This window comes from Spirillospora sp. NBC_01491 (assembly GCF_036227065.1).
GTDB lineage: Bacteria > Actinomycetota > Actinomycetes > Streptosporangiales > Streptosporangiaceae > Spirillospora > Spirillospora xylanilytica.
Map to the genome: position 1 here is coordinate 6,763,340 of NZ_CP109432.1, position 21,578 is coordinate 6,784,917.

Here is a 21,578-nt window from a genome sequence, read left to right on the forward strand (position 1 = left end):
CATGAAGATCACCGGTATCCGGGCCACCACGGTCGCCGTGCCCCTGGAGGCGCCGCTGCTGCACAGCAACGGCGCGCACTGGGGCCGGTTCGTCCGGACGATCGTGGAGGTCGAGGCCGACAACGGGCTGGTCGGCCTCGGCGAGATGGGCGGCGGCGGGGAGGGCTCCGAGGCGGCGTTCCAGGCGCTGGCCCCCTACCTGGAGGGGCACGACCCGTTCGAGCTGGAGGCGCTCCGCTTCAAGATCGCCAACCCGACCGCCAGCCTCTACAACAACCGCACCCAGATGCTCGCCGCGATCGAGTTCGCCTGCCTGGACCTGATCGGCAAGCACCTCGGCGTGCCCGTGCACGACCTGCTCGGCGGGCGGATCCGCGACAGCGTCCCGTTCGCGTCCTACCTGTTCTTCCGCCCGCCCGGCCCCGGCGGGACGGTGCCGGAGGTGCGCACGCCCGAGCAGCTCGTCGAGCACGCCCGCGCGCTCAAGCGGCGGCACGGGTTCACCGTGCACAAGCTCAAGGGCGGGGTGTTCCCGCCCGAGCACGAGCTGGAGTGCTACCGGGCGCTCGCCGCCGCGTTCCCCGGCGACCGGCTCCGCTACGACCCGAACGCGGTGCTCAGCCTGGACGAGGGGCTGCGCTTCGGGAAGGCGATCGAGGACCTCGACAACGACTACCTGGAGGACCCCGTCCTCGGGCTGGAGGGGCTGCGCGCGATCCGGGAGCGCGTCAACGTCCCGCTCGCCACCAACACCGTCGTGGTCAACTTCGAGCAGCTCGCCGCCAACGTGCTGCGCCGCGCCGCCGACGTGGTCCTGCTCGACACCACGTTCTGGGGCGGGATCCGGGCGTGCGTGAAGGCGGCCGGGGTCTGCGAGACGTTCCAGCTCGGCGTGGCCGTGCACTCGTCCGGCGAGCTGGGCATCCAGCTCGCGACCATGCTGCACCTCGGCGCGGTCCTGCCCAACCTCACCTACTCCGCCGACGCGCACTACCACCACCTGGCGGACGACGTGATCGAGGGCGGGCCCCTGCCGTACGAGGACGGCCGCATCGCCGTCCCGTCCGGCCCCGGCCTGGGCGTCACCCTCGACCGCGGGAAGCTCGCCGAGTACGCCGAGCTGTACGAAGAGCTCGGCGGCTACCCCTACGACCGGGACCCGGGCCGTCCCGGCTGGTACCCGATCGTCCCGAACGAGCGCTGGGCCGACGCGGAGTCACCGCTGGCGCCCATCGGCTGACGCCGCCTGACGCCGGAGGCCGGCCCCGCACCTGCGGGGCCGGCCTCCGGTACCGGATGGCGGACGGGTCAGTTCGGTCCCTTGTCCGTCCACTCCGCGACCTCGTACGCGTCGTAGCCGACCAGTTCACCGGGCTTGTGGAACCGGTCGGGCTGGTCCTTGACCTCCAGGCTGTCCGGCTTGCCGTCGTCCCCGGGGCGGAGCTTCTTGGAGCCGTGCGGCGGCTTCACCACCATGTCCTGGATGGCCAGTAGGGACCCGTTGGCGGGATTGATGATCCACTCCCGCCGGTAGGTGCCGAGTTGCTTGGGCGCGGTGTAGAGGCCGAGGGGCGTGGTCGATCCCACCGGGAGGGAGATCATCGTTCCGGTGCGGCCGAGCGGGTCGGTCGCCCTGCCCCCGGTCTTGATGCCGGGCAGGGTGGCGAGCATCCGGAACGCCGCCGCCCGCACCTTCGGCGGGGCGGGCGCCTGGCCGAGCAGCGAGCCGGCCACGTCGCTCAGCGCCCGGTTGCGCTCGGCGCCCTTCAGGGCCCGCATCGGCTCGGGCTTCGACTCCGTGGAGACCACGCGCCAGTCGCCCTTGAGATCCAGCAGGTAGTCCTCCAGCGCCTTGGCCTCGGTCGGCAGCGCGACCACCTGCTGCGGCGTCAGCCCGAAGTACTCTCGGCCGGTCTCCGCCCGCAGGCCGGTGGGCTTCTTCGGCGGGGTCATCGGGTTCATGAACACGACGCCCTCCTGCCCGTCGACCGGGATGGCCACCTCCTTGGGGGACCCGGCCGCCTCCCACTTGCGCCTGTCATCGGCGGTCAGCGGGCGGCCGAAGTCCTCCATGGCGCCGCTCCACCTGCCGCTCTTGTCGATCCAGGCCTCGTACCGCTGCTGGGCATCCACCTTGTAGTGCTTCGCCCTGGTCTTGCCGACCGCGTTGATCTCCCCATGGACGTACCTGGTGTGCCAGTACGCGCCGTCCGGCGCCTTCTGCGCGTTCGTGGCGGCCACCAGCAGCGCGTTGCCCAGCACCGGCGTCTCACCGGTGGACGGCTTCCCGTCCGAGGTCATGGAGATGGCGGCCACCGACCCGCCGACCACGGCGGCCGTCGCCGCCAGGCTCACCATCGAGATCTTGAGGCCGCGCCGGGACCGCCGCGCGGGCGCGGGCCGCCGCCAGTTGGTGCGCAGGGCGAGCCGGTCGGGGTTCTCCTGCTCGGCCAGCGTGGTCCGCATCCCCCGCAGGGCGTCGAGTTCATCCATCGTTCTTCTCCTCGGGAAGGGCCTTGCGGAGCTTGGCCCGGGTGCGGTGGATCTTGGCCTTGACGGTGCCGAGCGGCAGGTTCAGCGCCGTCGCGATCTCGGCGTACGAGAACTCGCCCCAGGCGAAGAGCAGCAGCGCGTTCCGGTCCTTGGCGCTCAGCCCGGCGAGCGCCTTGGCGAGCGCGGGTCCGAGCGCCGCCGCCGACGCGCGCTCACTGGCGGCGTCGGCGAGGCCGTCCTCGGCGGGGTCCACTCCGGTCCGGGCGAACGCCCGGTACATCCGGGACTCCTGCCGGTGGTGCCTGGCGATCAGGTTGCTGGCGATGCCCCACAACCACGCGCCGAACTCCGAGCGCCCGTCGAAGGTGTCCCGCCGCCGGAACGCGATCGCGAACGCCTCCGACACGAGGTCATCGGCCAGGGGAGGCCCGAGCCGCCGCTTGAGGTAGGCGTGCAGGCGCGGCGAATGCCGGCGGAACAGCTCCCCGAACGCCTCGGGGTCCTCCAGGGAGGCCGCGACGATCGACGCGTCGTCCAGGTCCTCCCTGGGAAGGCTCACCACTCTGGCCGTTGCCATGGATGGGTGTGTCCCTTCATGGGTGCTTCCTTCAGATCCAAGGTGCTGACATCCACCTCTCTCCCGAAGCCCGCCCCAGGGTTGCGCCCCGCGCCGGAGTTTCCGCGAGGCCGCGCGTCACACCTGGTCGTTCGTGGGGATCACGGCGAGGACGCGGGTGCCGTCGCCGGCGGAGCTGGTGACGGTGAGCTCGCCGCCGAGTTCGGCCAGGCGCTTGCGCATGCCGTCGAGGCCGAAGCCGCGGGACGCGCCGACGACGAAGCCGCGGCCGTCGTCGGTGATCTCCAGCTCGATGCCGTGCGGCTCCCGGGCGAGGACGACGCCGACGGTCGAGGCGGCGGCGTGCTTGCGCACGTTGGCCAGCGACTCCTGGGCGCAGCGCAGGAGCGCGATCCGGGTCTGCTGGTCGCACTCGACGTCGGGGAGCTCGGCGCCGACGGTGAGCCCGGTGTCCTCGGCGAACCGGTCCAGGGTGCGGCGCAGGGCCTGGGCGACCGAGCCCTGCACGACCTGCGGGGCCGAGCCGACCAGGACCCGTGCCTCCGCGAGGTTCTCGCGGGCCGTTCGTTCGATCGAGAGCAGTTGCTGGGCGCTCTTGCCGGAGCCCGCGCCGATGCCCGCGCGAGCCGCCTCGGCCAGCACGATGATGGACGCGAAGCCCTGCGCGAGGGTGTCGTGGATCTCCCGCGCGAACCGTTCGCGCTCCTGCGCGGCGCCCTCGCGGCGGTTGGCCTCGGCGAGCTGCCGCTGGGTCTTCTCCAGCTCCGCGCCCAGGCGGCGGGCGCGCTCGTCGCTCTGCCGGATGTACCAGTGCATCAGAAGGCCGACCAGGACGCCCGCGACGTACCCGATGCAGGTGAAGACGGCGTTTCCGGCGGAGAACTCGTCGCTGGCGATTCCGCCGGCGAAGGTGACCGCCGCGGCGGCGCCGCTCAGGGCGATCGCCCGCCGCGGCCCGCCCGCGAAGATCCAGAACTGGGGCAGGGAGATGATGAACATCGCGGCGCCCCCGTTCAGCAGGTACGACTGGGCGCCCAGCCCGAGCGCGAGCACCGCGAGGAAGACCTGCGGGCGCAGGACGGGGTTGCGGGGGAAGAACCGGAGGACCGCGTAACAGGTTCCGAGCACGGCCAGCAGCGCCAACGACCAGTACCTCGTCGCGGCCGGACGGTCCGCCAGCAGGGCGATGCCCGGCGGGACCAGGCCGAAGACCAGCCAGAGCGCGGAGTACCCGAGGTGGAGCCGCCGCAACTGGGACCGGTCGATGGGCTGCGGGGCCGGAATCATGCCGATCAGCCTACTTTCGCCGGCGGACGGTCAGCGGGCTCCGCGCCCGGAGGCGCTACGGCGTGCGGAGGACGGCGTAGACGACCTTGCCGCCGCGCTCCGGCCGGCATCCCGACGTCTCCGCGAGGCTCCCGATGATGCCGAGACCCCACCCGCCGGGATCGTCCGCGTCCGGATCGAAGACGCCCGGCGCCTCGAAGTCGGGGACACGCGGGACGGGCAGGTCCGGCGAGGGGTCCCACAGTTCCAGCGCCAGCCCGCCGGCGACGCGGAAGACGCGGAGGTCGAGCCGCTCGTACGGCGCCGCCGTGAGGGCGTTGGTCACCATCTCCGAGATCAGGAGCGCGGCGCTGTGCGCGGTGTCCGGCGTGCAGCCCCACTTCAAGGCGGTCGCCTCCACGATCCGCCGCGCCTCGATCACCGAGGCGGGCGACGCCAGAAAGCTGCGCAGCACCGCCCCCTGCGCCACCTGGACGCCGCTCACCGCCCGTCCCACCGAACCGCGCAGGCGCGAACACCCGCCAGATTTATCCTGATCCAGGGGAATTCGCCGAACCGAGACCTATTCACATTCATGAGTTCCGCCCTCTTCGGGTCTCCTCCGCCGGAGGGAGAGAAGGGCCCGCCGCCGGATCAATTGCTGTGTTCCGCGTCACAGGCTCGGTCCAGCGCCCTACGCTTGTCACGTTTGCCAGCACATTTGGAAAAACCACGGGACAGCGGAGGTTGATCGATCATGGTCAGAAAGTCGCCGGAACCGAAGACTTCGCTCTACGCGTTCATGGCCTACTACCTGCGGTTTCTTCGAATGCGGCACCGCATGACCCAGACTCAGGTGGGCGAGATCATCGGCTGTACCTACAGCCAAATTTCCAAGTACGAGGCGGGGACGAAACAACTCGACGAAAAGCAGTGCGAATCGCTCGATGAGGCATGGAATATCGGCGGGCTGTTCTCGATCATGCTCGTCTACGCGAAGTGGGGCCCGGACCTGAACTGGCCGGCGCGACTCTTGCGCTACCAGATCCAGGCGTCCGTCCTGCGGATCTTCTCCAACAACCTGATCCCGCTCCCGTTCCAGACCGAGGACTACGCCCGGGGGCTGCTGGGAGCGGGCTACGCGGCCAGGCTGATCGACGATGTCGAATCCGCTGTCGCGAAACGGATGGAGATCCAGGCGCGGATCCTCGACGGTGACCCCGAGATCTGGCTGGTGCTGGACGAGATGGCCCTCCGGCCCATGGGTCCTCCCGAAGTAATGCGGGAGCAGTACAACCGGCTCCTGGAGCTGGAGCGCCTGCCGAACGTATCCATTCGCATGCTTCCGTTGAGCGCCACGCCGAACATCGGGGTGGACGGGTCATTTTGGTGCTTCGAACTGCCCAATCGCCGACTGGCCGCATTCTCCGGCACGGCGCTCGACGTCGGCCGGGTCATCGACGACCAGACAGAGGTGGCTGGCGTGGCAGTACGATTCGAACGGATCGCGGCACGGGCCTGGAGCGAAGACCAGACCCGCGAGCACATAGCGAAGATGGGTGAGAAGTAGTGACCATCTGGCGGAAGAGCAGCCACAGTGGAAGCGGCGGCACCACGGAGTGCGTCGAGCTTGCGGATCTGGACGCGGCTGTGGGCATCCGTGACAGTAGGAACCCCTCGGGTCCGCACCTGTCGGTCGCCAGACGCGATCTGGCCGCGCTCGTTGGACGGGTCAAGTCCGGCGAGCTGGAGATCCGCTAGCAGGGGAGTGGCTCTGGTGTGGATGTGGATGGAGAGGACATGGTCGTGATGGACGTTCCTGCCCCCCGATGGCGCAAGAGCAGCTACAGCGGTGGTGGCGGCACCACGGAGTGCGTCGAGTTGGCGGACCTGGATGCGGCTGTGGGTATCCGTGACAGCAAGAACCCCTCGGGCCCCCACCTGTCGGTCGCCAGGCGCGACCTGGCCTCGATCGTCGGCCGGATCAAGTTCGGCGAGCTAGACCTTCGCTAGTGCCTCGTCCAGAAACGTTCTTCGGGTAATTGGTCTTTAGGTGGATGCGGCCCAGGCTGCTTTCGAGTCGAGACTCGGAGGTGCTGTGGTGGGGCGTCTCCCGGAGGTGTTCGTCTGTCCTGTGTCGATGGCCGGGGGCCGGCGGTTGCAGCGGATCGGGCGGACGGCCAAAGATCCGGTGCAGCTGCGGCGGGCGATCGTGGTGCTGATGTCGGCGCAGGGACAGCCCGTGCCCGACATCGCGCATCCGCTGGATTGCTCGCCGGAATATACGTGCGCGGTGTGATCCACGACGGCAATGATCTCGGCCCGTGCCCTAATCGTGTTGACCGCCCCCGGCAGGAAGTGCTGGAGTCGGCATGTGGACAGCATCCCCGCCAACCGGCAGTACTGGAACCAGATCAGTCGCGCCTACCAGCACGAGCACGACCCGCAGATCGGCGCCGCGCCCCGGCTGTGGGGCATGTACGCCATCCCCGACGCGCACCTGCACGCCCTGGGCGACGTTACCGGCAAGCGCGTCCTCGAACTCGGCTGCGGCGCCGGCCAGTGGTCCAGGTCGCTCGCCGCCGAGGGCGCCACCGTGGTCGGGCTCGACCTGTCCGAAGCCCAACTCGCCGCAGCAGCCCGCGCGATGGGAGCCGCCCGCTACCCGCTGGTGCAAGGCGCCGCCGAACTGCTCCCGTTCGCCGCCGGCAGCTTCGACCTGGTGTTCTGCGACCATGGCGGGCTTAGCTGGGCGCCCCCGCACCTGGCCGTCCCGCAGGCCGCACGCGTCCTGCGCCGCGGCGGGCGCCTGGTGTTCAACGCCGCCAGCCCATGGTTCGAAGCCTGCTACGACGACGACGCCCGCCGCGTGACCACTACGCTGAACCACGACTACTTCGGGCTGAACACCATCGCCGAAGAGCACGGCGCGGCCAGCTATCAACTCACCTACGGCGACTGGATCAAGACCCTGCGCGGCGCGGGGCTCGTCATCGACGACCTTATCGAGCCGCGGCCCGAACCCGGAACACTTAACGGCTACAACGAAACCGACCCGCCCGACTGGGCACACCACTGGCCAGCAGAAATGCTCTGGATAACCCACAAGCCGTAAACACCGCCGCACCGAGACGTGAATGTTTACCATCGAGTCTGCGGCGTTCAGATTAGCTGATTGTGTCGAATTTATGGCACGGCTCCAGATTAGCGCGAAGCTGTCGAGGCTCTTACCCCCGTCAGGCGCATGCGACGCGCACGAGATCACACGTTTGATCTAGTGCCTTGTCAGGCAACGTTGATCTTGTAATCGGCTGATCTCCATGGATTCCGAATCACGGGCATGAGATGCCCAGGATCCAGATCTAACACGTCAATGACGCACGCGGCATCAATGTGCGGGGCCCTGCGTGAGCTGAGGGCGGTCACGCCGGGCGGGGGAGGGGCCGGTATGGCCGTCCCGTGCTGAACGAATCCCCGCATCTCATCCGGCTTCGCGTCGAAGACGCCCACGACCCAAGTGCCGCGCCCGGCCACCGCCTTCACAGGGCCGGGGGAAGACTGCCGCCACCGCCCCACCTGCGATGATCGTGGGCCGGACGCGTCCAGCAGGATGGAGAACCCGCCGAGCTGAGGCACGAGCAGCTTCCAGCGGCTGCGGCGTACCCAGCGTGGAGGCGATCGGCGCGGCCGTGTCGGGGCGGTCGCCGCGGCTTCGCGTGAACCCATCCGTGGGTTTTTGAGAACAACCAGCGTGAGTGACCTACCTCCGGCTGAAGGGATGCCATGACGCGTTCGCAGAGAGAGCTCCCATGACGGCCGCGGCGATCGATCCCGGCAGGGCTCAGGAGCTTGACGACGCGGAACTGATCACGCTGTCGCTCGAGGAGCCGGAATGGTTCTCGGCGCTGTTCGACCGGCACGGCCGCCGGATCTACGACTATGCCGCCCGGCGGCTGGGAGGCCACGCCGCTGAGGACATCGTCGCCGAGACGTTCTTCATCGCCTTCCGCGGTCGTTCCTCCTATGACCGGACGCGGTCGATGGCGCGGCCCTGGCTCTATGGCATCGCGACGAACCTGATCGCCCGCCACCGGCGCGCCGAGGAGCGCTACTACCGCACGTTCCAGCGCACCGGGCTGGACCCGCTGCCCGAGCCGATGGCCGACGTCGTGGTCACCCGGGTCGCCGCGCAGGTCGAGGAGCGCCGCCTGGCGGGCGCGCTGAGAAAGCTGTCACGTGGTGACCGCGACGTGCTGCTGCTGGTCGCGTGGGGCGACCTGACCTACGAGGAGGTCGCGGCGGCGCTGGACCTGAAGGTCGGCACGGTGCGCTCGCGGCTGCACCGGGCGCGGCGCAAGGCGCGCGCGGCGCTCGGTGAGACGGACCCGGTGAAGGAGCAGATGTGATGAACGACCTCAAAATGATCAAGGAGTGGCGGGCCGGCACGCCGCCGATGCCGGCCGCGGTGGAGGAGTCCATCCGCGCCCGGCTGGGCGCGCTGGCGACCGGCGCCGAAGCACCGCGGCGGCGGCCCCGGCGGCGGCCCCGGCGGTCCTATCGCCGTCCCGTTCTCGGCGCCCTGCTCGCGGGCGGCGTCGCGGCGGCGGTCGGCATCACCCTGCTGGGCGGGGACCCCGGCGACGGCCCGCAGGACGGCATGTCCGCCCGTACCGTCCTGCTCAGTGCCGCCGAGAAGGCGCAGCGGCAGCCCGAGACCACCGGCCGCTACTGGCACACCGTCACGAACTCCAAGTTCTTGTTGGGCAGTCTGGCCACCAGCGACGACGGGCCGCCCCGGTTCCGGATGTACGAGCGGAAACAACTCGAGTACTGGGCCTCGCCGAACCCCGAAAGGAAGGACTGGAGCGCGACGACCAACCTCGGGATGGAGCCGGTGATCAAGGCCGACGAGGACGCCTGGAAGCGCCTCAAGTGCCCGGACTTCCTCATGCCCGCGCCGGGTGACGGCGACTGCACGACGATGCTCAAGCCCGGCCGCCGCAAGATCGAGACGGGAGACCTCAACTACTCGTTCGTCAACTTTGACGGCAAGAAAGTCACGTTCCAGCAGATCGCCGACCTGCCCACCGACCCGGTCCGGCTGCGGGAGGCACTGAACCGCCTCCTTGGCTACAAGGCCGGCGACGAGAAGGTGTTCGAGCTCGGGACGGGCCTGGTGTCAGAGGCCCCGGCACCCCCCAGGGTGCGGGCGGCGGCGTTCCGGATGATCGCGGAGCTGCCCTCCGTCCGGACCCTCGGTGAGCTCACCGACCCGCTCGGCCGCAAGGGCACGGCCGTCGCGCTGAAGGTCAGCCGCGACGCCGAGGCCGTCGAGACGCGGTTGATCGTCGACCCGGCCGCCGGGCGGGCGCTGACGAGTTACAGCGTCGCGCTGAACAACGGCGACGGCCTCCACGGGACGGGTATCAAGACCGGGGAGATCCAGACCTCGTCCTCCGTGATCGAGGCCGGCTGGACGAACTCCCACCCCTGATCCCCAGCGAACGGCGGCGTGCCCCTGGTGATCGAGATGACTCGATCACCAGGGGCACGCTCGTGCTCATCCCCGCCTCGATGAGCTCCGGCCGGGTCGCGAGTCTGTTCCGGTGCCGTCGTGGGACGCTGCCCGGCACGAGCCTTCGTCGCCCGTCCGCTCCGTCAACCGGAGTGCACGTCTCTTGACACCGGGTGGCCGGCCGGCTCGAGCTCAGCCCGCAGACAGCGCCGACGGCGCTGGTAGGAGATGGTCGCGGCGGCCATGAGCGGTGCCCAGGCGATCCACGATGCTGCCGGTCCAGCGACTCGCCCGACTCCCCTCACAGAGTCGACCAGATCCCCCGCACGGGTGAGTCCGCCACCGGGGACGTGGGCTGAGGCATGTCCCGCAAAAGGAGCAGGATCAGCCGCGGTGATGCTCCGAACCATGGCGACTGAGTCTCCCGCGGCCTCCCATCTCCAGTGATCACATGGGTCACCGGCATGATGAGCCCGTGATGAACAGCGCAGACATGCATCCGGACCAGATCCCGGGCTACCAGGGCGGCCCGCTCGCTCACCTTCCCGAGCTTCTCAACGAGCCCTTGTTCTGGCTGGGACACCTCTACCCCTGCGTGCACAGTGAGGAGGCCGAGGAACTCTTGTTCGGTGCGGACTACGACGCCGCGGAGGACTTCCACCGCCAGTTGTCCAGGCGCTTGGACTGGCCGACCTTCACCGTCCCCGTCGCGGCCGGTCGTCTGCACATCATCTACCGCAACCTTGAGGGCGACAGGGGCACCGACTACCTCCTGCGCCATCCCGACTGGGACCGCGCTGAACTCATCGCCAGAAATGACGGCCACTTCATGGGCCCTGGCCTGTCCTGGCCCGAGCTGACAGCAGCTGCAGGCAACAGCCTGGACGGTGGCTCGACCACCAACCCTGACAGCCGGCTGCTTCTCCTGCTGCCCGCGTTCGCGGACCTGGCCGTGCCCGACGTAGCAGCCGAGCGCCTGGCAGCCGCGCTACGCGCCCGCACCGCCGTCGAGAACCCCGAACAACTCGCGGCCACCCTGCTGGAAGACCAGGGCCCCTGTGGTCCCACCCACTGGACGACGACCAACGACGGCCAATGGATCAACGACGGCCACTACTCATACCGCAACCCCACCAACAAATTCGCCCTGCCGGCGGAGCGGCTCGCCCGTGTGACGGCCGCGCTGGCGTCCTGATCCACACCGCCCTGGGACCATTTTGCATCTCCTTCAAGGCGCGTAGCCTCAACCTCCAAGCCCTGCGCTGCCAAGCACCCGAGATCGATCACGGGACAGCGCTTATGGGATCGGGCAGAGCGGCTCTCTTGCCAGTTCATCACTGGCGAGTCGTGGCAGTCGGCGGTGTTTTGATAAGAATAGTGCCTATGAGGACCACCGTTCATCGCGTCCGGCTCGGACTGGAGGAGTTCCGGATCATCCGCGCGGCCGACCCGCTCACCCGTGCGCGACTCGTCGGTCAGGATCCCGCGCGGGGCGGGTTGCAGATGAACGTGGACGCGGGCGCCGCGCGATATATCGGCATGCTGTGGCTGCTGGCCGCACGCTCACCGCGCTCGCTGATCTACCTGCCCCTCCGCGGCGGTGCGCTTCCGGCGGGCGGATCCCCACCGGAAGAGCCCCCTCTTGATCTGGTGCTGCTCCACCATTCGCTACAGTTCAAGCCGCATCACTGGAAACGGTTGCGAGGACGTCTCGGGTGCGGAGCAAAAAGTACGGTGCGGGTCTCTGTGAATGACCTGCCCGGCGATAGTGCCATTGACTACGACGCCCGCCGTCACCGAGGACATCGTGACGTGTTCCACCAGCACGTCCACGCCGAGTCGCTGTTCATGGTCGGAAGTGCGAAGGTGTTCCGTGAAACGGCGGGCCTGTTCTTCGATATCGTCAAGCGCGGCCACGACTACCGTCCCCCTGCCGAGCTGCGGCAGGACTTCAACCTCCACTACTGCACAGAGCTCGGGGACCCTCTGGTGGGCGGTGGGCGAGAGATTCATATCGAATACACCCGCCGGTGGGCTCGCTGACCCTTCCGACATCGCCTCGAAGGTGCTCACCGGACGGACCAGTGCAGGCCGAGCTCCAGGCCCCGCGGAGCCCGGGGGCCTCCCGAAGGCGATCCCGGCGGATCAGGCGCCGATCGCGCCCGCGCTGGTCCTCGGCGCCTTGCGCACCGTGTATTCGTGGCTTCGCTTCTCGTCCGCGTAAATGTGGCATCTGACCGCTCGGACGTTGGTGTCCGCGGCCGTTTTGCGGCGCCGGGATCGCGCTCCGCCGCCTGACCGCGGACGGCCGGCGCGGATGGTTCGGCGATTGGCCGCACCCGGCCAGCGAGGGGGGAGGTGCGAACGGCGACCGGCGGATCCGCATCGGAGTGGGGGATTCGTCAGTTGTTCACCACTTTGGGAGACCGCTTGAGTGCGGAGCAATCGTCCGGAGCCGCAGAACCCGGCTCCGGACCTCGACCTGGCTCTGGATCCGGCTCCGAGTCGGCGCCACGCCCCGGCGGGCTTCAGCCGCTCGGATCCGACGACCCGTCCGTCGTTGGCGCGTACCGGCTGACGGGACGGCTCGGGCTGGGCGGGATGGGGGCGGTCTACCTCGGGTCCGACGAGGCGGGCCGGCAGGTCGCGGTCAAGGTGATCCGGCGGGAACTGGCCCTGGAGAAGTCCTTCCGGGACCGCTTCGCGGAGGAGGTCGCCAACGCCCGGCGGGTCGCCCCGTTCTGCACCGCGCGGGTGCTCGACCACGGCGAGGCCGACGGCGTCCCCTACATGGTCACCGAGTACATCCGGGGCCCGTCGCTCGCGGAGTACATCGAGGAGCACGGGGCCATGGCCGCCGCGTCGGTGCGCGCCATGGCCGTGGGCATCGCGACCGCGCTCACCGCGATCCACACGGCGCGGCTCGTCCACCGCGACCTCAAACCCCGGAACGTGATCCTCGGCGCCCAGGGGCCCCGCATCATCGACTTCGGCATCGCCCGCGCCCTGGACTCCGGCACGCACCACACCCGGACGGGCGCCGTCATCGGCAGCCCCGGCTGGATCGCTCCAGAGCAGATCTTCGAAGAGCGCGTCGGCATCGCGGGCGACCTCTTCGCCTGGGGCTGCCTGGTCACTTTCGCCGCGACCGGGCGGCATCCGCACGGCCGCGGCAGCATGGTGGTGCTCGCCACGCGGGCCCGTCAGGGCATGCACGATCTCCACGGGGTGCCGGAGAGCCTCCAGGCGCTGGTGGCCGGCGCCCTCGAACCCGACCCGGCGGCGCGGCCCACCGCCGAGGACCTGCTGCTGCACCTCGTCGGCACGCAGGATCCGCGGTCCGCCGCCGACACCGTGGTCAACGCGTCCTGGACGCCGGGTCCGGTGCCCCCGCCGCCCGCACATCCGCCGTCGGCCGCGCTTTCGCGAACGCGTCCGCCGCGCAGACCGGCCATCGGCCCTCCCGTCCGCGTCGGTCGCCGTCGCCGGATGGCGGTCCGCCTGGCGGCTCTCGGCCTGGTGGCCGCCGTCGGCGGGTCCGGCGTCGCGTTCGCGCTGCGCGGCGACGGCGGCGGCGGGGACGGGCCGGCTCAGAAGCAGCCCCCCTCGTCCGCCCCCAGCGCGGCGAAGCTCGTCAGGGTCGAGGACGCGTGCAGCCTGGTGCCCAGCACGTTGATCACCGAGCTGATGGGCGCGGGGGCGTCGGCGGTGCCGACGAGCAAGGCCCCGGTGCAGCAGGACGGCGACGGTGCCGCGACCGGCTGCAACTGGGGGTCCGTGCGGCAGCCGGGCTCGGCGACCCAGCAGGTCCGGTCGCTCATCGTGAACGTCATCGTCCGGCTCGACGCCCCCGAGCGCAGCGGTGCGGTCAAGGCGGGCACCGACTTCGCGAGCTTCGGGGACGAGGCCGAGAAGGTCGAGGGCAAGGTGTCCGACGGCCTCCGCTACGGGCGCATCGCCTGGCCCTCGGGGGTCTCGGATGAGACCTTCGTCATCACCCGCGTGAATGCCGCGGCCGGATCCGCCGCGTTCGGCGGATCGATGCTCTACGGACGGACCGGCAACGTCAGCCTCCAGGTCAAGTACGGGGGAGAGGACCATCCGTCCGCCGAATCGTCCCGATCGGGACAGGCCCGCCCCCTTGACCAGCAGGTCGCGCGGGAAGCGGCCGAAGAGGTCGGCCGCGCCGTCGTGGCAAGCCTCGCCCAATGCGCCAAGTGCCGGGAGTGACATGGAACCGTCCGAGCCCACCAGTGTGGACCACTCCGCCGCGACCGTCGCCCCGAGCGGGCGGCGCGGACGGGCCTGGCGCCGTCCCGCCGCCGCGTCCGCGGTCACCGCCGTCGTGACGGGCGGCGCGGTCCTCGCCGCCGCCGCGTTCATGGACCCCGTGCAGGAGCTTCCGCCGCCCGCCGCCGCGTCCTCCCCGGCACGCGCCAGGGGCGGCCACATCCAGCGGGTGGTCGAACCGTGCGCCCTGCTGACCGGCGCGACGGCGCAGCGGCTGGTTCCGAAGGCGGAGATCAGACCCAGCGTGGACGAGCACGTGACGTACTGCACCTGGTCGACCGGATTGGGGGTGGAGGCGGCGAAGTACCGGTCCCTGGAGCTCCGCGTGCATCCGTATGCGGCCGAGAACGGAATGACCGACGTCGCGGTGGCGGCGTCGGTCCTGGCAAGCACGCGCTCGCGCTGGCGGGCACGCGCCAACACGAAGGAGGAGCTCAACGCCTTCGGGGCGCGAGCCGACTTCGACTACGGTCCCGTGGCCCTGGTCCCGGGACTCGGCGAGGAGGCGGCCTTCCAGCACCAGATCCACTGGGGCGAGCTGGCCGGCTTCGGCACCGGGACCGTGGAGCTGACCACCAGGCAGGAGAACGTCGTGGTGGACGTGGTGTACGGCAACAACAGCTCCGAAACGGAGAAGACGGGCTCTGCCGTCGGGGTCAAGGAGTTGAAGGAAGCCGCCGTGGCCGCCGCCCGCGAGGCGCTCGCCCACCTGCGGACGTGCGAGTTCTGCATCAGATGACCTCCATCAGGAAGCCCGACCGGGAGCGCCCATGAGCTCGCACCACCCCGCACACGATGCCGCCGACGAACCATCGGCACCCCGCGAGGAGGCGGACCCACGTCATCGGCCGTTGGCGCCGGAGGGGGACGCGGCGGCCACGCGTGAGGAGCTGATCTCCAGAGACAGGCCCGGGTCGTACAAGGAGCCGCCACCAGGCCGTTGGGCGACGCCGCACCGCTGGGAGGCGGAACCCCATGGGCCGGCGACCACGCAGGACCGGGTGATGGCACCTGGCGCGGGCGGATCGCCGAGACAACCGTGGTGGCCCACGATCCTGGCGGTCGTGGTCACCGCGCTGCTCGTGGGCGGCGGCGGGGGAACCTGGCTGCTGCTCGGCCGCGCCGACGCGGCGGGACGCGCGACGATCACCCGGGTCGGCGACGCGTGCCCGCTCGTGCCCGGTGAACTCCTCGCGCGCGTGGTGCCCAAGCCCGCCGCCGCGGTCAGGGCGAAGAGCGGCAGCGGGGACTCGGCCAAGACCGTCTGCGCGTGGAAGGCCCAGACCCAGCCCCAGGTTCCTGACCAGAAGGTCAGGAACCTCTCGGTCGAGATCACCGTCCGGCAGGACGATCGGGCGACGATGGGCAGCGCCAAGGAGAAGACGTTCTACGCGGGCAGACGGCAGCGTAACGAGCGGCTCCTGAATACGACGTCGGGCTCCGCGGTCTTCGGAAAGGTCATCGCTGCCGAGGGAGTGGGCGACGAGGCCTACACCCTCTACAACAAGAACGAGAAGGGGGCGTTCCCCCGGGGAGGCGCGTTCTTGATGGCACGGTTCCAGAACGTCGATGTGCTCATCTCCCTGGACGGCATGGACATTCCGTCCGAGTCCAGAACGCCGACCCTCGACGCGCGGCCCCTGGACGAGCAGACCGCCAGACGCACGGTAACGGACCTGGGCCGCCGCGTCGTCCAGGGGCTGGCGGCCTGTGGCGGCAGGTGCCGTTGAGCCGCCGGCTCTCACCTGGAACGGACCTTGGCCTCGATGCGCGTCCACTCAGGCTTCGGTGCGCTTCTCCAGCCGGCTGCCGCGCGGCAGGGTGACGGCCATGACGCTGCTGGGGACGTCCAGCTCGATGCGGTGCCATCGTCCGCGCGGGACGATGGCGGCGGTTCCGGCCGGCAGCCTGATCTCTTCCTCCGCTTCCCCCGGCCGTTCCGGACGGAGGCAGAGGCGGATCTTCCCGATCAGGCACGACACGATCTCCTCGGCCTCGGGGTGGACCTCCCAGTGGTCGGCGTGGACGTCGGTGTCGCTCTTGGCATGGAAGGCCACGAGCTGCCAGCCGTCCGGCTCGGAGTCCACGGTTCTCTTCTTGGCGCGCACCTGACCGTCCTGGTGAAGGTGGACGGCGGACGCGAAGAGGTCGATCGGGGTGACGGTCATGCCGGGACGTCCTTCTTGTGGTGGTCGTCGGTGTGCTCGGCGGGTGCCGGCGGGCCGGTCCGGGGCAGGACGGTGAGGGCGATGAGGACGGCGGTGAGCAGGAGCGCGGCGCCGAGGGTCAGGGCGAGCGCGTACCCGGCGTTGAGGGCCTCGGGTGTCGTGGCCTGGCCGGTGCGGTTGTGCGCGACGGTGCCGAGGGCGGCCAGTCCGAGCGAGGCGCCGATCTGGCGTGAGCTGTTGAGCAGGCCGGAGGCGGTGCCGGTCTCGTGGAGCGCGACGCCGGTGGTGGCGAGGGAGACGATTGGTCCGAGGCAGATCCCCAGGCCGACGCTGACGATGATCGAGGGCACGAGGACGTCGGTGCTGAAGGCGCCGTCCGGGCTGATCAGGCCGAGCCAGGCGAACCCGGTCGCGGCCAGCAGCCCGCCGATGCCGAGCAGGGTCCGGGGAGCGAGGCGGTAGCCGAGCCTGACGGCGAGCACGGCGCCGGCGATCGCGCCGAGGGCCAGCGGCAGGAACATGACCCCGGTCAGCGCCGGCCCCGTCCCGAGGACTCGTTGCAGGTAGAGGGAGATGAAGTAGAAGGCCGAGCTCAAGGCCGCGCCGGCCAGGAGGTTGTAGGCGTTCACGCCGGCGACCGAGCGGTTGGCGAACAGGCCGAGCCGGATCAGCGGGTCGCGGGTCGTGGTGCGCTCGACGAGGACGAAGGCGGCCAGCAGTACGGCGGCGGCGGCCAGGGTCGTCAGGGTGACCGGCGAGGTCCACGCGTACCGGTCGGTGCGGACGATGCCGAACACCAGCAGGGTCATGCCCGCCGTGGCCAGGACGGCGCCGAGCACGTCCGGACGGCCGCCGCGGGCCGGGGGCGGGCCGGCGGCGACACCGCGCCAGGCCAGGGCCAGCGCGCCGGCGGCCATCGGCACGTTCACCAACATCACCCAGCGCCAGCTCGCGTACTCGGTGAGCAGGCCGCCGATCAGGACGCCGAAGGCGCCTCCGGCGGCGTTCATCGCGCTCCATATGCCGAAGGCCCGGACGCGGGCCCGGCCCGTGGGGAACGTCGCGGTCAGCAGCGACAGCGCGGCCGGGGCCAGCGCGGCGGCCCCGATGCCCTGCGCGACGCGGGCGGCGACCAGATGGCCGGGTGCCTGCGCGAAGCCGCCGAGGAGGGAGGCGAGGCCGAACAGGCCGAGCCCGAGCAGCAGGACCCGCTTGCGGCCGTACCGGTCGGCGGCCTTGCCGCCCAGCAGGAGCAGCCCGCCGAAGGTGAGCGCGTAGGCGTGGATCACCCAGGTCAGGCCCACCTCGCTGAAGCCGAGGCCGGCGGCGATCTGCGGGAGGCCGACGTTCACCACCGACAGGTCCAGCGACACCATGAACTGCACGACGGCCACCACGGCGAGGGTGAGCCCGGGACGGGCGTCCTTGACTCGGATTGTGTACATGCCGGACATCGTGCTTTCCGGGCCGGTCGGTGGTCATCGTGCCCGGGGAGACTCCTCCGCCCGGCACCGGGGAAGTAGGTTCGGCCCCACTACTGCGCTGGGAGTAGTGAGGTGTTCCGACTTGCTGCGGAGGAGTTCCGGCGAAAACGGCCATAACCTTCATGAATGAGGTTGATGGAGCGGTGGCGTCCGCTCGCCCAGGACGGCCTGCTCGCCGCGGTGCTGGCCGTCCTGCTCTCGGTCGTCGTGTCCGTCACGCCGGACGGGGGCGTGCTGGATCTCGCGGCCGTCCTCGCCGGCTCGCTCGTGCTCGTCGCCCGGCAACCGGCGCCGCTGGTGGCGTTGCTCGTCAGCACGGTCTGCATGCTCGTGGTCGCGGTGCACATCCAGCCGGGCCCGACCGCCGCGTTCCCCGTGCTGGCCGCGGTGTTCGCCGCGGTGAGCGCCCGCCACCGGCTGGCCGCGGCGCTGGCGGGCACGGCCTTCCTGAGCGCCGGGCTGGTGGCGGACCTGATCGGCGACGACGGAGCCGTGCGGAGTCTCCAGGACACCTCACTGCTGGTCGGCTGGTTCGTGGCGGCCGGTGTGGCGGCGACGGTGGCCCGGCACCGGCAGGCGTACCTGGAGGAGGCCGAGCGGCGGGCCGCCGAGGCCGAGCGCACCCGCGAGGAGGCGGCCGGGCGCCGCGCGGGCGAGGAGCGGCTGCGCATCGCCAGGGAACTGCACGACTCGCTCACCCACAGCATCTCGATCATCAAGGTCCAGGCCGGGGTGGCCGTCCACGTGGCGCGCAAGCGCGGCGAGGACGTGCCCCCCGCGCTGCTGGCCATCCAGGACGCCAGCGGCGACGCCATGCGCGAGCTGCGCGCCACCCTGGAGGTGCTGCGCGACTCCGACCACCCCGACGGCGAGGCCCTGGCCAGCGGGCTCGACCGGCTCGACGACCTGGTGGAACGGGCCCGCTCGACCGGGCTGGCGGCCACGGTGACGATCTCGGGCACGCGGCGGGACCTGCCGGCCGAGACGGACCGGGCCGCGTACCGGATCGTCCAGGAGGCGCTCACCAACGTCTCCAGGCACGCCGGCGGGGCGGGCGCGGCGGTGCGCATCGACTACGCGGACGGGGAGCTGGTCGTGCGGATCGACGATGACGGCGAGGCCGACCCGGACGCGCCGCCCGTGCCCGGCACTGGGCTGCTCGGCATGCGCGAGCGCGTCGCGGCGCTCGGCGGCCAGCTGCGCGCCGAGCCCCGCCCCGAGGGCGGCTTCACTGTGCGCGCCGAGCTTCCCCTGGGAGGACCCTCGTGATCCGCGTGCTGCTCGTGGACGACCAGGCGCTCATCCGCGGCGGCTTCCGGGCCCTGCTGGAGATCGAGGACGGCATCGAGGTGGTGGCCGAGGCCGCGAACGGCGAGCGGGGCGTCGCGCTCGCCCGCGAGCACCGGCCCGACGTCGCCCTCGTCGACATCCAGATGCCGGTGATGGACGGCATCGAGGCGACCCGGCTGATCGCCGCCGACGAGCGGCTGGCCGGCGTGCACGTCGTGATCCTCACCAACTACGGCCTCGACGAGTACGTCTTCAACGCGCTCCGCGCCGGCGCCTGCGGCTTCATGGTCAAGGACACCGAGCCCGCCGACCTGCTCCAGGGCGTCAGGGTCGCGGCCCGCGGCGACGCGCTGCTGTCCCCCGCGATCACCCGCCGCCTGATCGGCGAGTACGTCGCCCGCCGCCCCCAGCCCGCGCCCGAGGGGCTCGGCGTGCTGACCAACCGCGAGCGCGAGGTCACCGCGCTGGTGGCCCGCGGCCTGTCCAACGACGAGATCGCCGCCCACATGGTGATCAGCCCGACCACCGCGAAGACGCACGTCAGCAGGGCGATGACCAAGCTGCACGCCCGGGACCGCGCCCAGCTCGTGGTGTTCGCCTACGAGTCCGGTCTGGTCACTCCGCGGCGCGGCTGACCCCGTCCGGCGGCAGGCCGAGCGACCTGACCAGGTCGACCATCTCGGCGCGGTGCAGTGCGGCCGGATTGCCCGCGACGGGGTGGATGTGGCCGTCGATCTCCAGGGCGACCAGGCCGTGCATGCGGCCCCAGACGCGCAGCGCGAGCGCCGCCGCGGCGGGGGGCACGTCCGGGAGGTCCGCCTGGATCTTCGCGACGTAGTCGGGGTGGAGGTCGGACCAGGAGGTGTCCTCGGGCTGGTGCCGCCGGGCGTGCGGCCACGCGTCGGCCACCAGGCGGGTGAGGCCGCTGCACACCCGGCGGGCCGACACGTCCACCGGCCCGTCCTCGGGGGGCTGGTAACCGGGGACGGGGCGGCCGTAGAAGAGCCGGAAGCCCTCCGGGTGGGCCAGCGCCCACTCCCTCAGGGCCCGGCCCCAGGCCAGCAGCCTGCCGCCGGGATCGGTGCCCGGCACGGCGTCGCCGGCGGTCTCCAGCGCCTCCGCGAGCGAGGCGCCGATCCCGCTGATCAGCGCCGTGATCAGGTCGTCCCGGGTGGGGAAGTAGCTGTAGATCGCGCGTGGCGTCATCCCCATCTCGCGGGCGATGCCGCGCAGCGAGATCGCCCCGGGCCCCTCCTCGGCCAGCTGCCGCAGCGCGATGGTCTCGATCTCCAGGCTCGTCTCCGCCCGCAGCCGCTCGCGGCGGCTCAGCACGGCCCCGCCGCGTCCGCCCTCGTCCTTGGTCACGTTGTGCAGGATACAGGAGTGCATTAATCTCCAGCGTGTCAGAAGTACACGCCGTGTCCAAAGGAAGCAGGGAAACATCATGCCCGCTTACGCCATCGTCGGAGTCGACGTGCTCGACCAGGAGGCCGGCCTGGCCTACGCCGCCGTGGCCCAGCCGTCCATCCTCGGCCACGGGGGCCGCTACCTGGTGGCGGGCCCGACGCCCGAGCCCGTCGAGGGCACCTGGGACTTCTCCCGGCTCCTGGTCATCGAGTTCCCCGACATGGACCGGATCCAGGAGTGGTACGAGTCCCCCGAGTACCGGAAGGCCCGGGAGATCCGGAAGGACGCGGCCCGGGTGCAGATGCTGTTCGTCGAGGGCTCGCCGCCCGAGGGCTTCACCCTCCCGGCGTAGCCGGTGCGGTGGCCGGGGTGCGCTTCTGGGTGACGTAGAAGCGGGCCACGGCCGCCAGGACGGCGGTGATGACGAGCCAGGCGATCAACGTCCGCCAGAAGCTCTCGGCCGGGCCGCTGAAGAGCGCGGAGACGAGCCCGCCGCCGAACAGGCCGGGCGCCAGGCCCAGGGTGGCGATCATGCCCGGTGTCGGCGCGGCGCGGTGGCGGCACAGCCGCCAGCCGCACGCGGCCGTCATGAGGAGGGCGGCGGGGATGGTGATCAGCGCCATGATGAGGAGCCGCGCCCGCATGTCGGCCGGGGCGTCCTGGGTCTTCTGGGAGTCGCCCTTCGCCGCGATCTCGGTCACCAGGCCGCGCCAGACGGTGCCGGTGACCCGGTCGCCCTCTTCGAGATCGGTCAGGACGGCGTGGTTGGAGTAGAACGTCTCCCGCTTGACGCCGTCCGCGCCCGTCAGGAGCACCCGGTCCGACTTGCTCCTGCTGGAGGTCAGCTCGATGCCGGACGCGGTGAACTCCTGCGTCCAGCGACATTCGGCGGGCGCGGTCGGAGCGGCCGGGCAGCGCGGCGCCGCCTGGTAGGCGCGCAGGTCGCGGGTGCCGCCCGGTGCTTCGGCCGCCACGAAGAGACCGACGAGCACCGCCACCGCGAGGCCGATGAGCAGGGCGAGCACCGTCGCGACGGTGTTGCGCAGGATCCAGGACGGAGAGAAGGGGGACATGTCCCTATTGTCCCA

Annotated in this window: 24 protein-coding genes; 16 read left to right on the forward strand and 8 right to left on the reverse strand. The window is 71.0% G+C overall.

The window, feature by feature from the left end:
- The first annotated feature begins 1 nt into the window (after position 1).
- Positions 2 to 1,240: an enolase C-terminal domain-like protein gene (locus OHA34_RS31440; RefSeq protein ID WP_329519732.1), complete on the forward strand. Its 1,239-nt coding sequence runs from the start codon at positions 2 to 4 to the stop codon at positions 1,238 to 1,240.
- Positions 1,241 to 1,308: 68 nt separating this feature from the next.
- Here OHA34_RS31440 and OHA34_RS31445 read toward each other — a convergent pair whose 3' ends face one another.
- From OHA34_RS31445 to OHA34_RS31460, 4 genes are all read right to left on the reverse strand, one after another.
- Positions 1,309 to 2,493 (reverse strand): CU044_5270 family protein, encoded by a 1,185-nt coding sequence (locus tag OHA34_RS31445; protein ID WP_329519733.1) that lies wholly within the window; start codon positions 2,491 to 2,493, stop codon positions 1,309 to 1,311.
- On the reverse strand, positions 2,486 to 3,070 hold the full coding sequence (locus OHA34_RS31450) for an RNA polymerase sigma factor (protein ID WP_329519734.1): 585 nt from the start codon (positions 3,068 to 3,070) through the stop codon (positions 2,486 to 2,488). Before OHA34_RS31450 ends, OHA34_RS31445 begins: the two co-directional genes overlap by 8 nt.
- Positions 3,071 to 3,187: 117 nt before the next feature.
- A complete protein-coding gene (locus OHA34_RS31455) occupies positions 3,188 to 4,357 on the reverse strand; it encodes a sensor histidine kinase (protein ID WP_329519735.1) in 1,170 nt (389 codons plus the stop codon).
- A 55-nt stretch (positions 4,358 to 4,412) separates the two neighbouring features.
- Positions 4,413 to 4,841, reverse strand: coding sequence for an ATP-binding protein (locus OHA34_RS31460; RefSeq protein ID WP_285937723.1), 429 nt, complete (start codon positions 4,839 to 4,841; stop codon positions 4,413 to 4,415).
- 252 nt (positions 4,842 to 5,093) lie between these two features.
- Between OHA34_RS31460 and OHA34_RS31465 the strand changes: the two genes are divergently transcribed.
- The 12 genes from OHA34_RS31465 (at position 5,094) to OHA34_RS31520 (ending at position 15,871) form a co-directional block, all read left to right on the forward strand.
- A complete protein-coding gene (locus OHA34_RS31465) occupies positions 5,094 to 5,906 on the forward strand; it encodes a helix-turn-helix domain-containing protein (protein ID WP_285937722.1) in 813 nt (270 codons plus the stop codon).
- A complete protein-coding gene (locus OHA34_RS31470; RefSeq protein ID WP_285937721.1) occupies positions 5,906 to 6,097 on the forward strand; it encodes a DUF397 domain-containing protein in 192 nt (63 codons plus the stop codon). Before OHA34_RS31465 ends, OHA34_RS31470 begins: the two co-directional genes overlap by 1 nt.
- A gap of 39 nt (positions 6,098 to 6,136) precedes the next feature.
- Positions 6,137 to 6,349 (forward strand): DUF397 domain-containing protein, encoded by a 213-nt coding sequence (locus tag OHA34_RS31475; protein WP_432763015.1) that lies wholly within the window; start codon positions 6,137 to 6,139, stop codon positions 6,347 to 6,349.
- An 88-nt stretch (positions 6,350 to 6,437) separates the two neighbouring features.
- Entirely contained in the window at positions 6,438 to 6,635 is a 198-nt protein-coding gene (locus OHA34_RS31480; protein WP_285937720.1) for a hypothetical protein, read from the forward strand.
- Between the two features lie 75 nt (positions 6,636 to 6,710).
- The gene (locus tag OHA34_RS31485; protein ID WP_329519736.1) at positions 6,711 to 7,451 is read left to right on the forward strand and encodes a class I SAM-dependent methyltransferase; all 741 of its coding nucleotides are present in this window, start codon (positions 6,711 to 6,713) and stop codon (positions 7,449 to 7,451) included.
- A gap of 694 nt (positions 7,452 to 8,145) precedes the next feature.
- Positions 8,146 to 8,742 (forward strand): RNA polymerase sigma factor, encoded by a 597-nt coding sequence (locus OHA34_RS31490; RefSeq protein WP_285937718.1) that lies wholly within the window; start codon positions 8,146 to 8,148, stop codon positions 8,740 to 8,742.
- Entirely contained in the window at positions 8,742 to 9,830 is a 1,089-nt protein-coding gene (locus tag OHA34_RS31495) for a CU044_5270 family protein (protein ID WP_329519737.1), read from the forward strand. The genes OHA34_RS31490 and OHA34_RS31495 overlap by 1 nt, the downstream gene beginning before the upstream one ends.
- A 499-nt stretch (positions 9,831 to 10,329) precedes the next feature.
- On the forward strand, positions 10,330 to 11,046 hold the full coding sequence (locus OHA34_RS31500; protein WP_329519738.1) for a hypothetical protein: 717 nt from the start codon (positions 10,330 to 10,332) through the stop codon (positions 11,044 to 11,046).
- 188 nt (positions 11,047 to 11,234) lie between these two features.
- The gene (locus OHA34_RS31505) at positions 11,235 to 11,894 is read left to right on the forward strand and encodes a hypothetical protein (RefSeq protein ID WP_329519739.1); all 660 of its coding nucleotides are present in this window, start codon (positions 11,235 to 11,237) and stop codon (positions 11,892 to 11,894) included.
- Between the two features lie 315 nt (positions 11,895 to 12,209).
- Positions 12,210 to 14,081: a serine/threonine-protein kinase gene (locus OHA34_RS31510; protein WP_329519740.1), complete on the forward strand. Its 1,872-nt coding sequence runs from the start codon at positions 12,210 to 12,212 to the stop codon at positions 14,079 to 14,081.
- A gap of 1 nt (position 14,082) precedes the next feature.
- Positions 14,083 to 14,880: a hypothetical protein gene (locus tag OHA34_RS31515; protein WP_329519741.1), complete on the forward strand. Its 798-nt coding sequence runs from the start codon at positions 14,083 to 14,085 to the stop codon at positions 14,878 to 14,880.
- A gap of 325 nt (positions 14,881 to 15,205) precedes the next feature.
- Positions 15,206 to 15,871 (forward strand): hypothetical protein, encoded by a 666-nt coding sequence (locus OHA34_RS31520; protein WP_329519742.1) that lies wholly within the window; start codon positions 15,206 to 15,208, stop codon positions 15,869 to 15,871.
- 48 nt (positions 15,872 to 15,919) lie between these two features.
- On the opposite strand, the gene OHA34_RS31525 is transcribed toward OHA34_RS31520, so the two are convergent.
- Together OHA34_RS31525 and OHA34_RS31530 are read right to left on the reverse strand one after the other, a co-directional pair.
- Entirely contained in the window at positions 15,920 to 16,309 is a 390-nt protein-coding gene (locus OHA34_RS31525; RefSeq protein WP_329519743.1) for a cupin, read from the reverse strand.
- Complete coding sequence (locus OHA34_RS31530; protein ID WP_285937711.1) at positions 16,306 to 17,754, reverse strand: MFS transporter; 1,449 nt, start codon at positions 17,752 to 17,754, stop codon at positions 16,306 to 16,308. Before OHA34_RS31530 ends, OHA34_RS31525 begins: the two co-directional genes overlap by 4 nt.
- 165 nt (positions 17,755 to 17,919) lie before the next feature.
- Here OHA34_RS31530 and OHA34_RS31535 point away from each other — a divergent pair, with 165 nt between their 5' ends.
- Both OHA34_RS31535 and OHA34_RS31540 read left to right on the forward strand, forming a co-directional pair.
- Positions 17,920 to 19,062, forward strand: coding sequence for a sensor histidine kinase (locus OHA34_RS31535; RefSeq protein ID WP_329519744.1), 1,143 nt, complete (start codon positions 17,920 to 17,922; stop codon positions 19,060 to 19,062).
- Positions 19,059 to 19,718 carry a response regulator gene (locus tag OHA34_RS31540; RefSeq protein WP_285937708.1) on the forward strand — a complete coding sequence of 220 codons (660 nt, stop codon included), beginning with the start codon at positions 19,059 to 19,061 and terminating at the stop codon, positions 19,716 to 19,718. The genes OHA34_RS31535 and OHA34_RS31540 overlap by 4 nt, the downstream gene beginning before the upstream one ends.
- Here OHA34_RS31540 and OHA34_RS31545 read toward each other — a convergent pair.
- The gene (locus OHA34_RS31545) at positions 19,699 to 20,448 is read right to left on the reverse strand and encodes a TetR/AcrR family transcriptional regulator (protein ID WP_285937707.1); all 750 of its coding nucleotides are present in this window, start codon (positions 20,446 to 20,448) and stop codon (positions 19,699 to 19,701) included. The genes OHA34_RS31540 and OHA34_RS31545 overlap by 20 nt on opposite strands.
- Before the next feature lie 79 nt (positions 20,449 to 20,527).
- On the opposite strand from OHA34_RS31545, the gene OHA34_RS31550 reads away from it, so the two are divergent.
- A complete protein-coding gene (locus OHA34_RS31550; RefSeq protein WP_285937706.1) occupies positions 20,528 to 20,842 on the forward strand; it encodes a DUF1330 domain-containing protein in 315 nt (104 codons plus the stop codon).
- Here the strand turns inward: OHA34_RS31550 and OHA34_RS31555 are convergent.
- Positions 20,826 to 21,563 carry a hypothetical protein gene (locus OHA34_RS31555; RefSeq protein WP_329519745.1) on the reverse strand — a complete coding sequence of 246 codons (738 nt, stop codon included), beginning with the start codon at positions 21,561 to 21,563 and terminating at the stop codon, positions 20,826 to 20,828. The genes OHA34_RS31550 and OHA34_RS31555 overlap by 17 nt on opposite strands.
- Positions 21,564 to 21,578: the final 15 nt, after the last annotated feature.

Excerpts from the sequence above, each read along its gene's own strand:
- OHA34_RS31440 (WP_329519732.1), top strand. The coding sequence starts at position 2 with ATGAAGATCACCGGTATCCGGGCCACCACGGTCGCCGTGCCCCTGGAG.
- OHA34_RS31445 (WP_329519733.1), bottom strand. The coding sequence starts at position 2,493 with ATGGATGAACTCGACGCCCTGCGGGGGATGCGGACCACGCTGGCCGAG.
- OHA34_RS31450 (WP_329519734.1), bottom strand. The coding sequence starts at position 3,070 with ATGGCAACGGCCAGAGTGGTGAGCCTTCCCAGGGAGGACCTGGACGAC.
- OHA34_RS31455 (WP_329519735.1), bottom strand. The coding sequence starts at position 4,357 with ATGATTCCGGCCCCGCAGCCCATCGACCGGTCCCAGTTGCGGCGGCTC.
- OHA34_RS31465 (WP_285937722.1), top strand. The coding sequence starts at position 5,094 with ATGGTCAGAAAGTCGCCGGAACCGAAGACTTCGCTCTACGCGTTCATG.
- OHA34_RS31475 (WP_432763015.1), top strand. The coding sequence starts at position 6,137 with ATGGTCGTGATGGACGTTCCTGCCCCCCGATGGCGCAAGAGCAGCTAC.
- OHA34_RS31490 (WP_285937718.1), top strand. The coding sequence starts at position 8,146 with ATGACGGCCGCGGCGATCGATCCCGGCAGGGCTCAGGAGCTTGACGAC.
- OHA34_RS31495 (WP_329519737.1), top strand. The coding sequence starts at position 8,742 with ATGAACGACCTCAAAATGATCAAGGAGTGGCGGGCCGGCACGCCGCCG.
- OHA34_RS31500 (WP_329519738.1), top strand. The coding sequence starts at position 10,330 with ATGAACAGCGCAGACATGCATCCGGACCAGATCCCGGGCTACCAGGGC.
- OHA34_RS31505 (WP_329519739.1), top strand. The coding sequence starts at position 11,235 with ATGAGGACCACCGTTCATCGCGTCCGGCTCGGACTGGAGGAGTTCCGG.
- OHA34_RS31515 (WP_329519741.1), top strand. The coding sequence starts at position 14,083 with ATGGAACCGTCCGAGCCCACCAGTGTGGACCACTCCGCCGCGACCGTC.
- OHA34_RS31525 (WP_329519743.1), bottom strand. The coding sequence starts at position 16,309 with ATGACCGTCACCCCGATCGACCTCTTCGCGTCCGCCGTCCACCTTCAC.
- OHA34_RS31530 (WP_285937711.1), bottom strand. The coding sequence starts at position 17,754 with ATGTACACAATCCGAGTCAAGGACGCCCGTCCCGGGCTCACCCTCGCC.
- OHA34_RS31535 (WP_329519744.1), top strand. The coding sequence starts at position 17,920 with ATGAGGTTGATGGAGCGGTGGCGTCCGCTCGCCCAGGACGGCCTGCTC.
- OHA34_RS31550 (WP_285937706.1), top strand. The coding sequence starts at position 20,528 with ATGCCCGCTTACGCCATCGTCGGAGTCGACGTGCTCGACCAGGAGGCC.
- OHA34_RS31555 (WP_329519745.1), bottom strand. The coding sequence starts at position 21,563 with ATGTCCCCCTTCTCTCCGTCCTGGATCCTGCGCAACACCGTCGCGACG.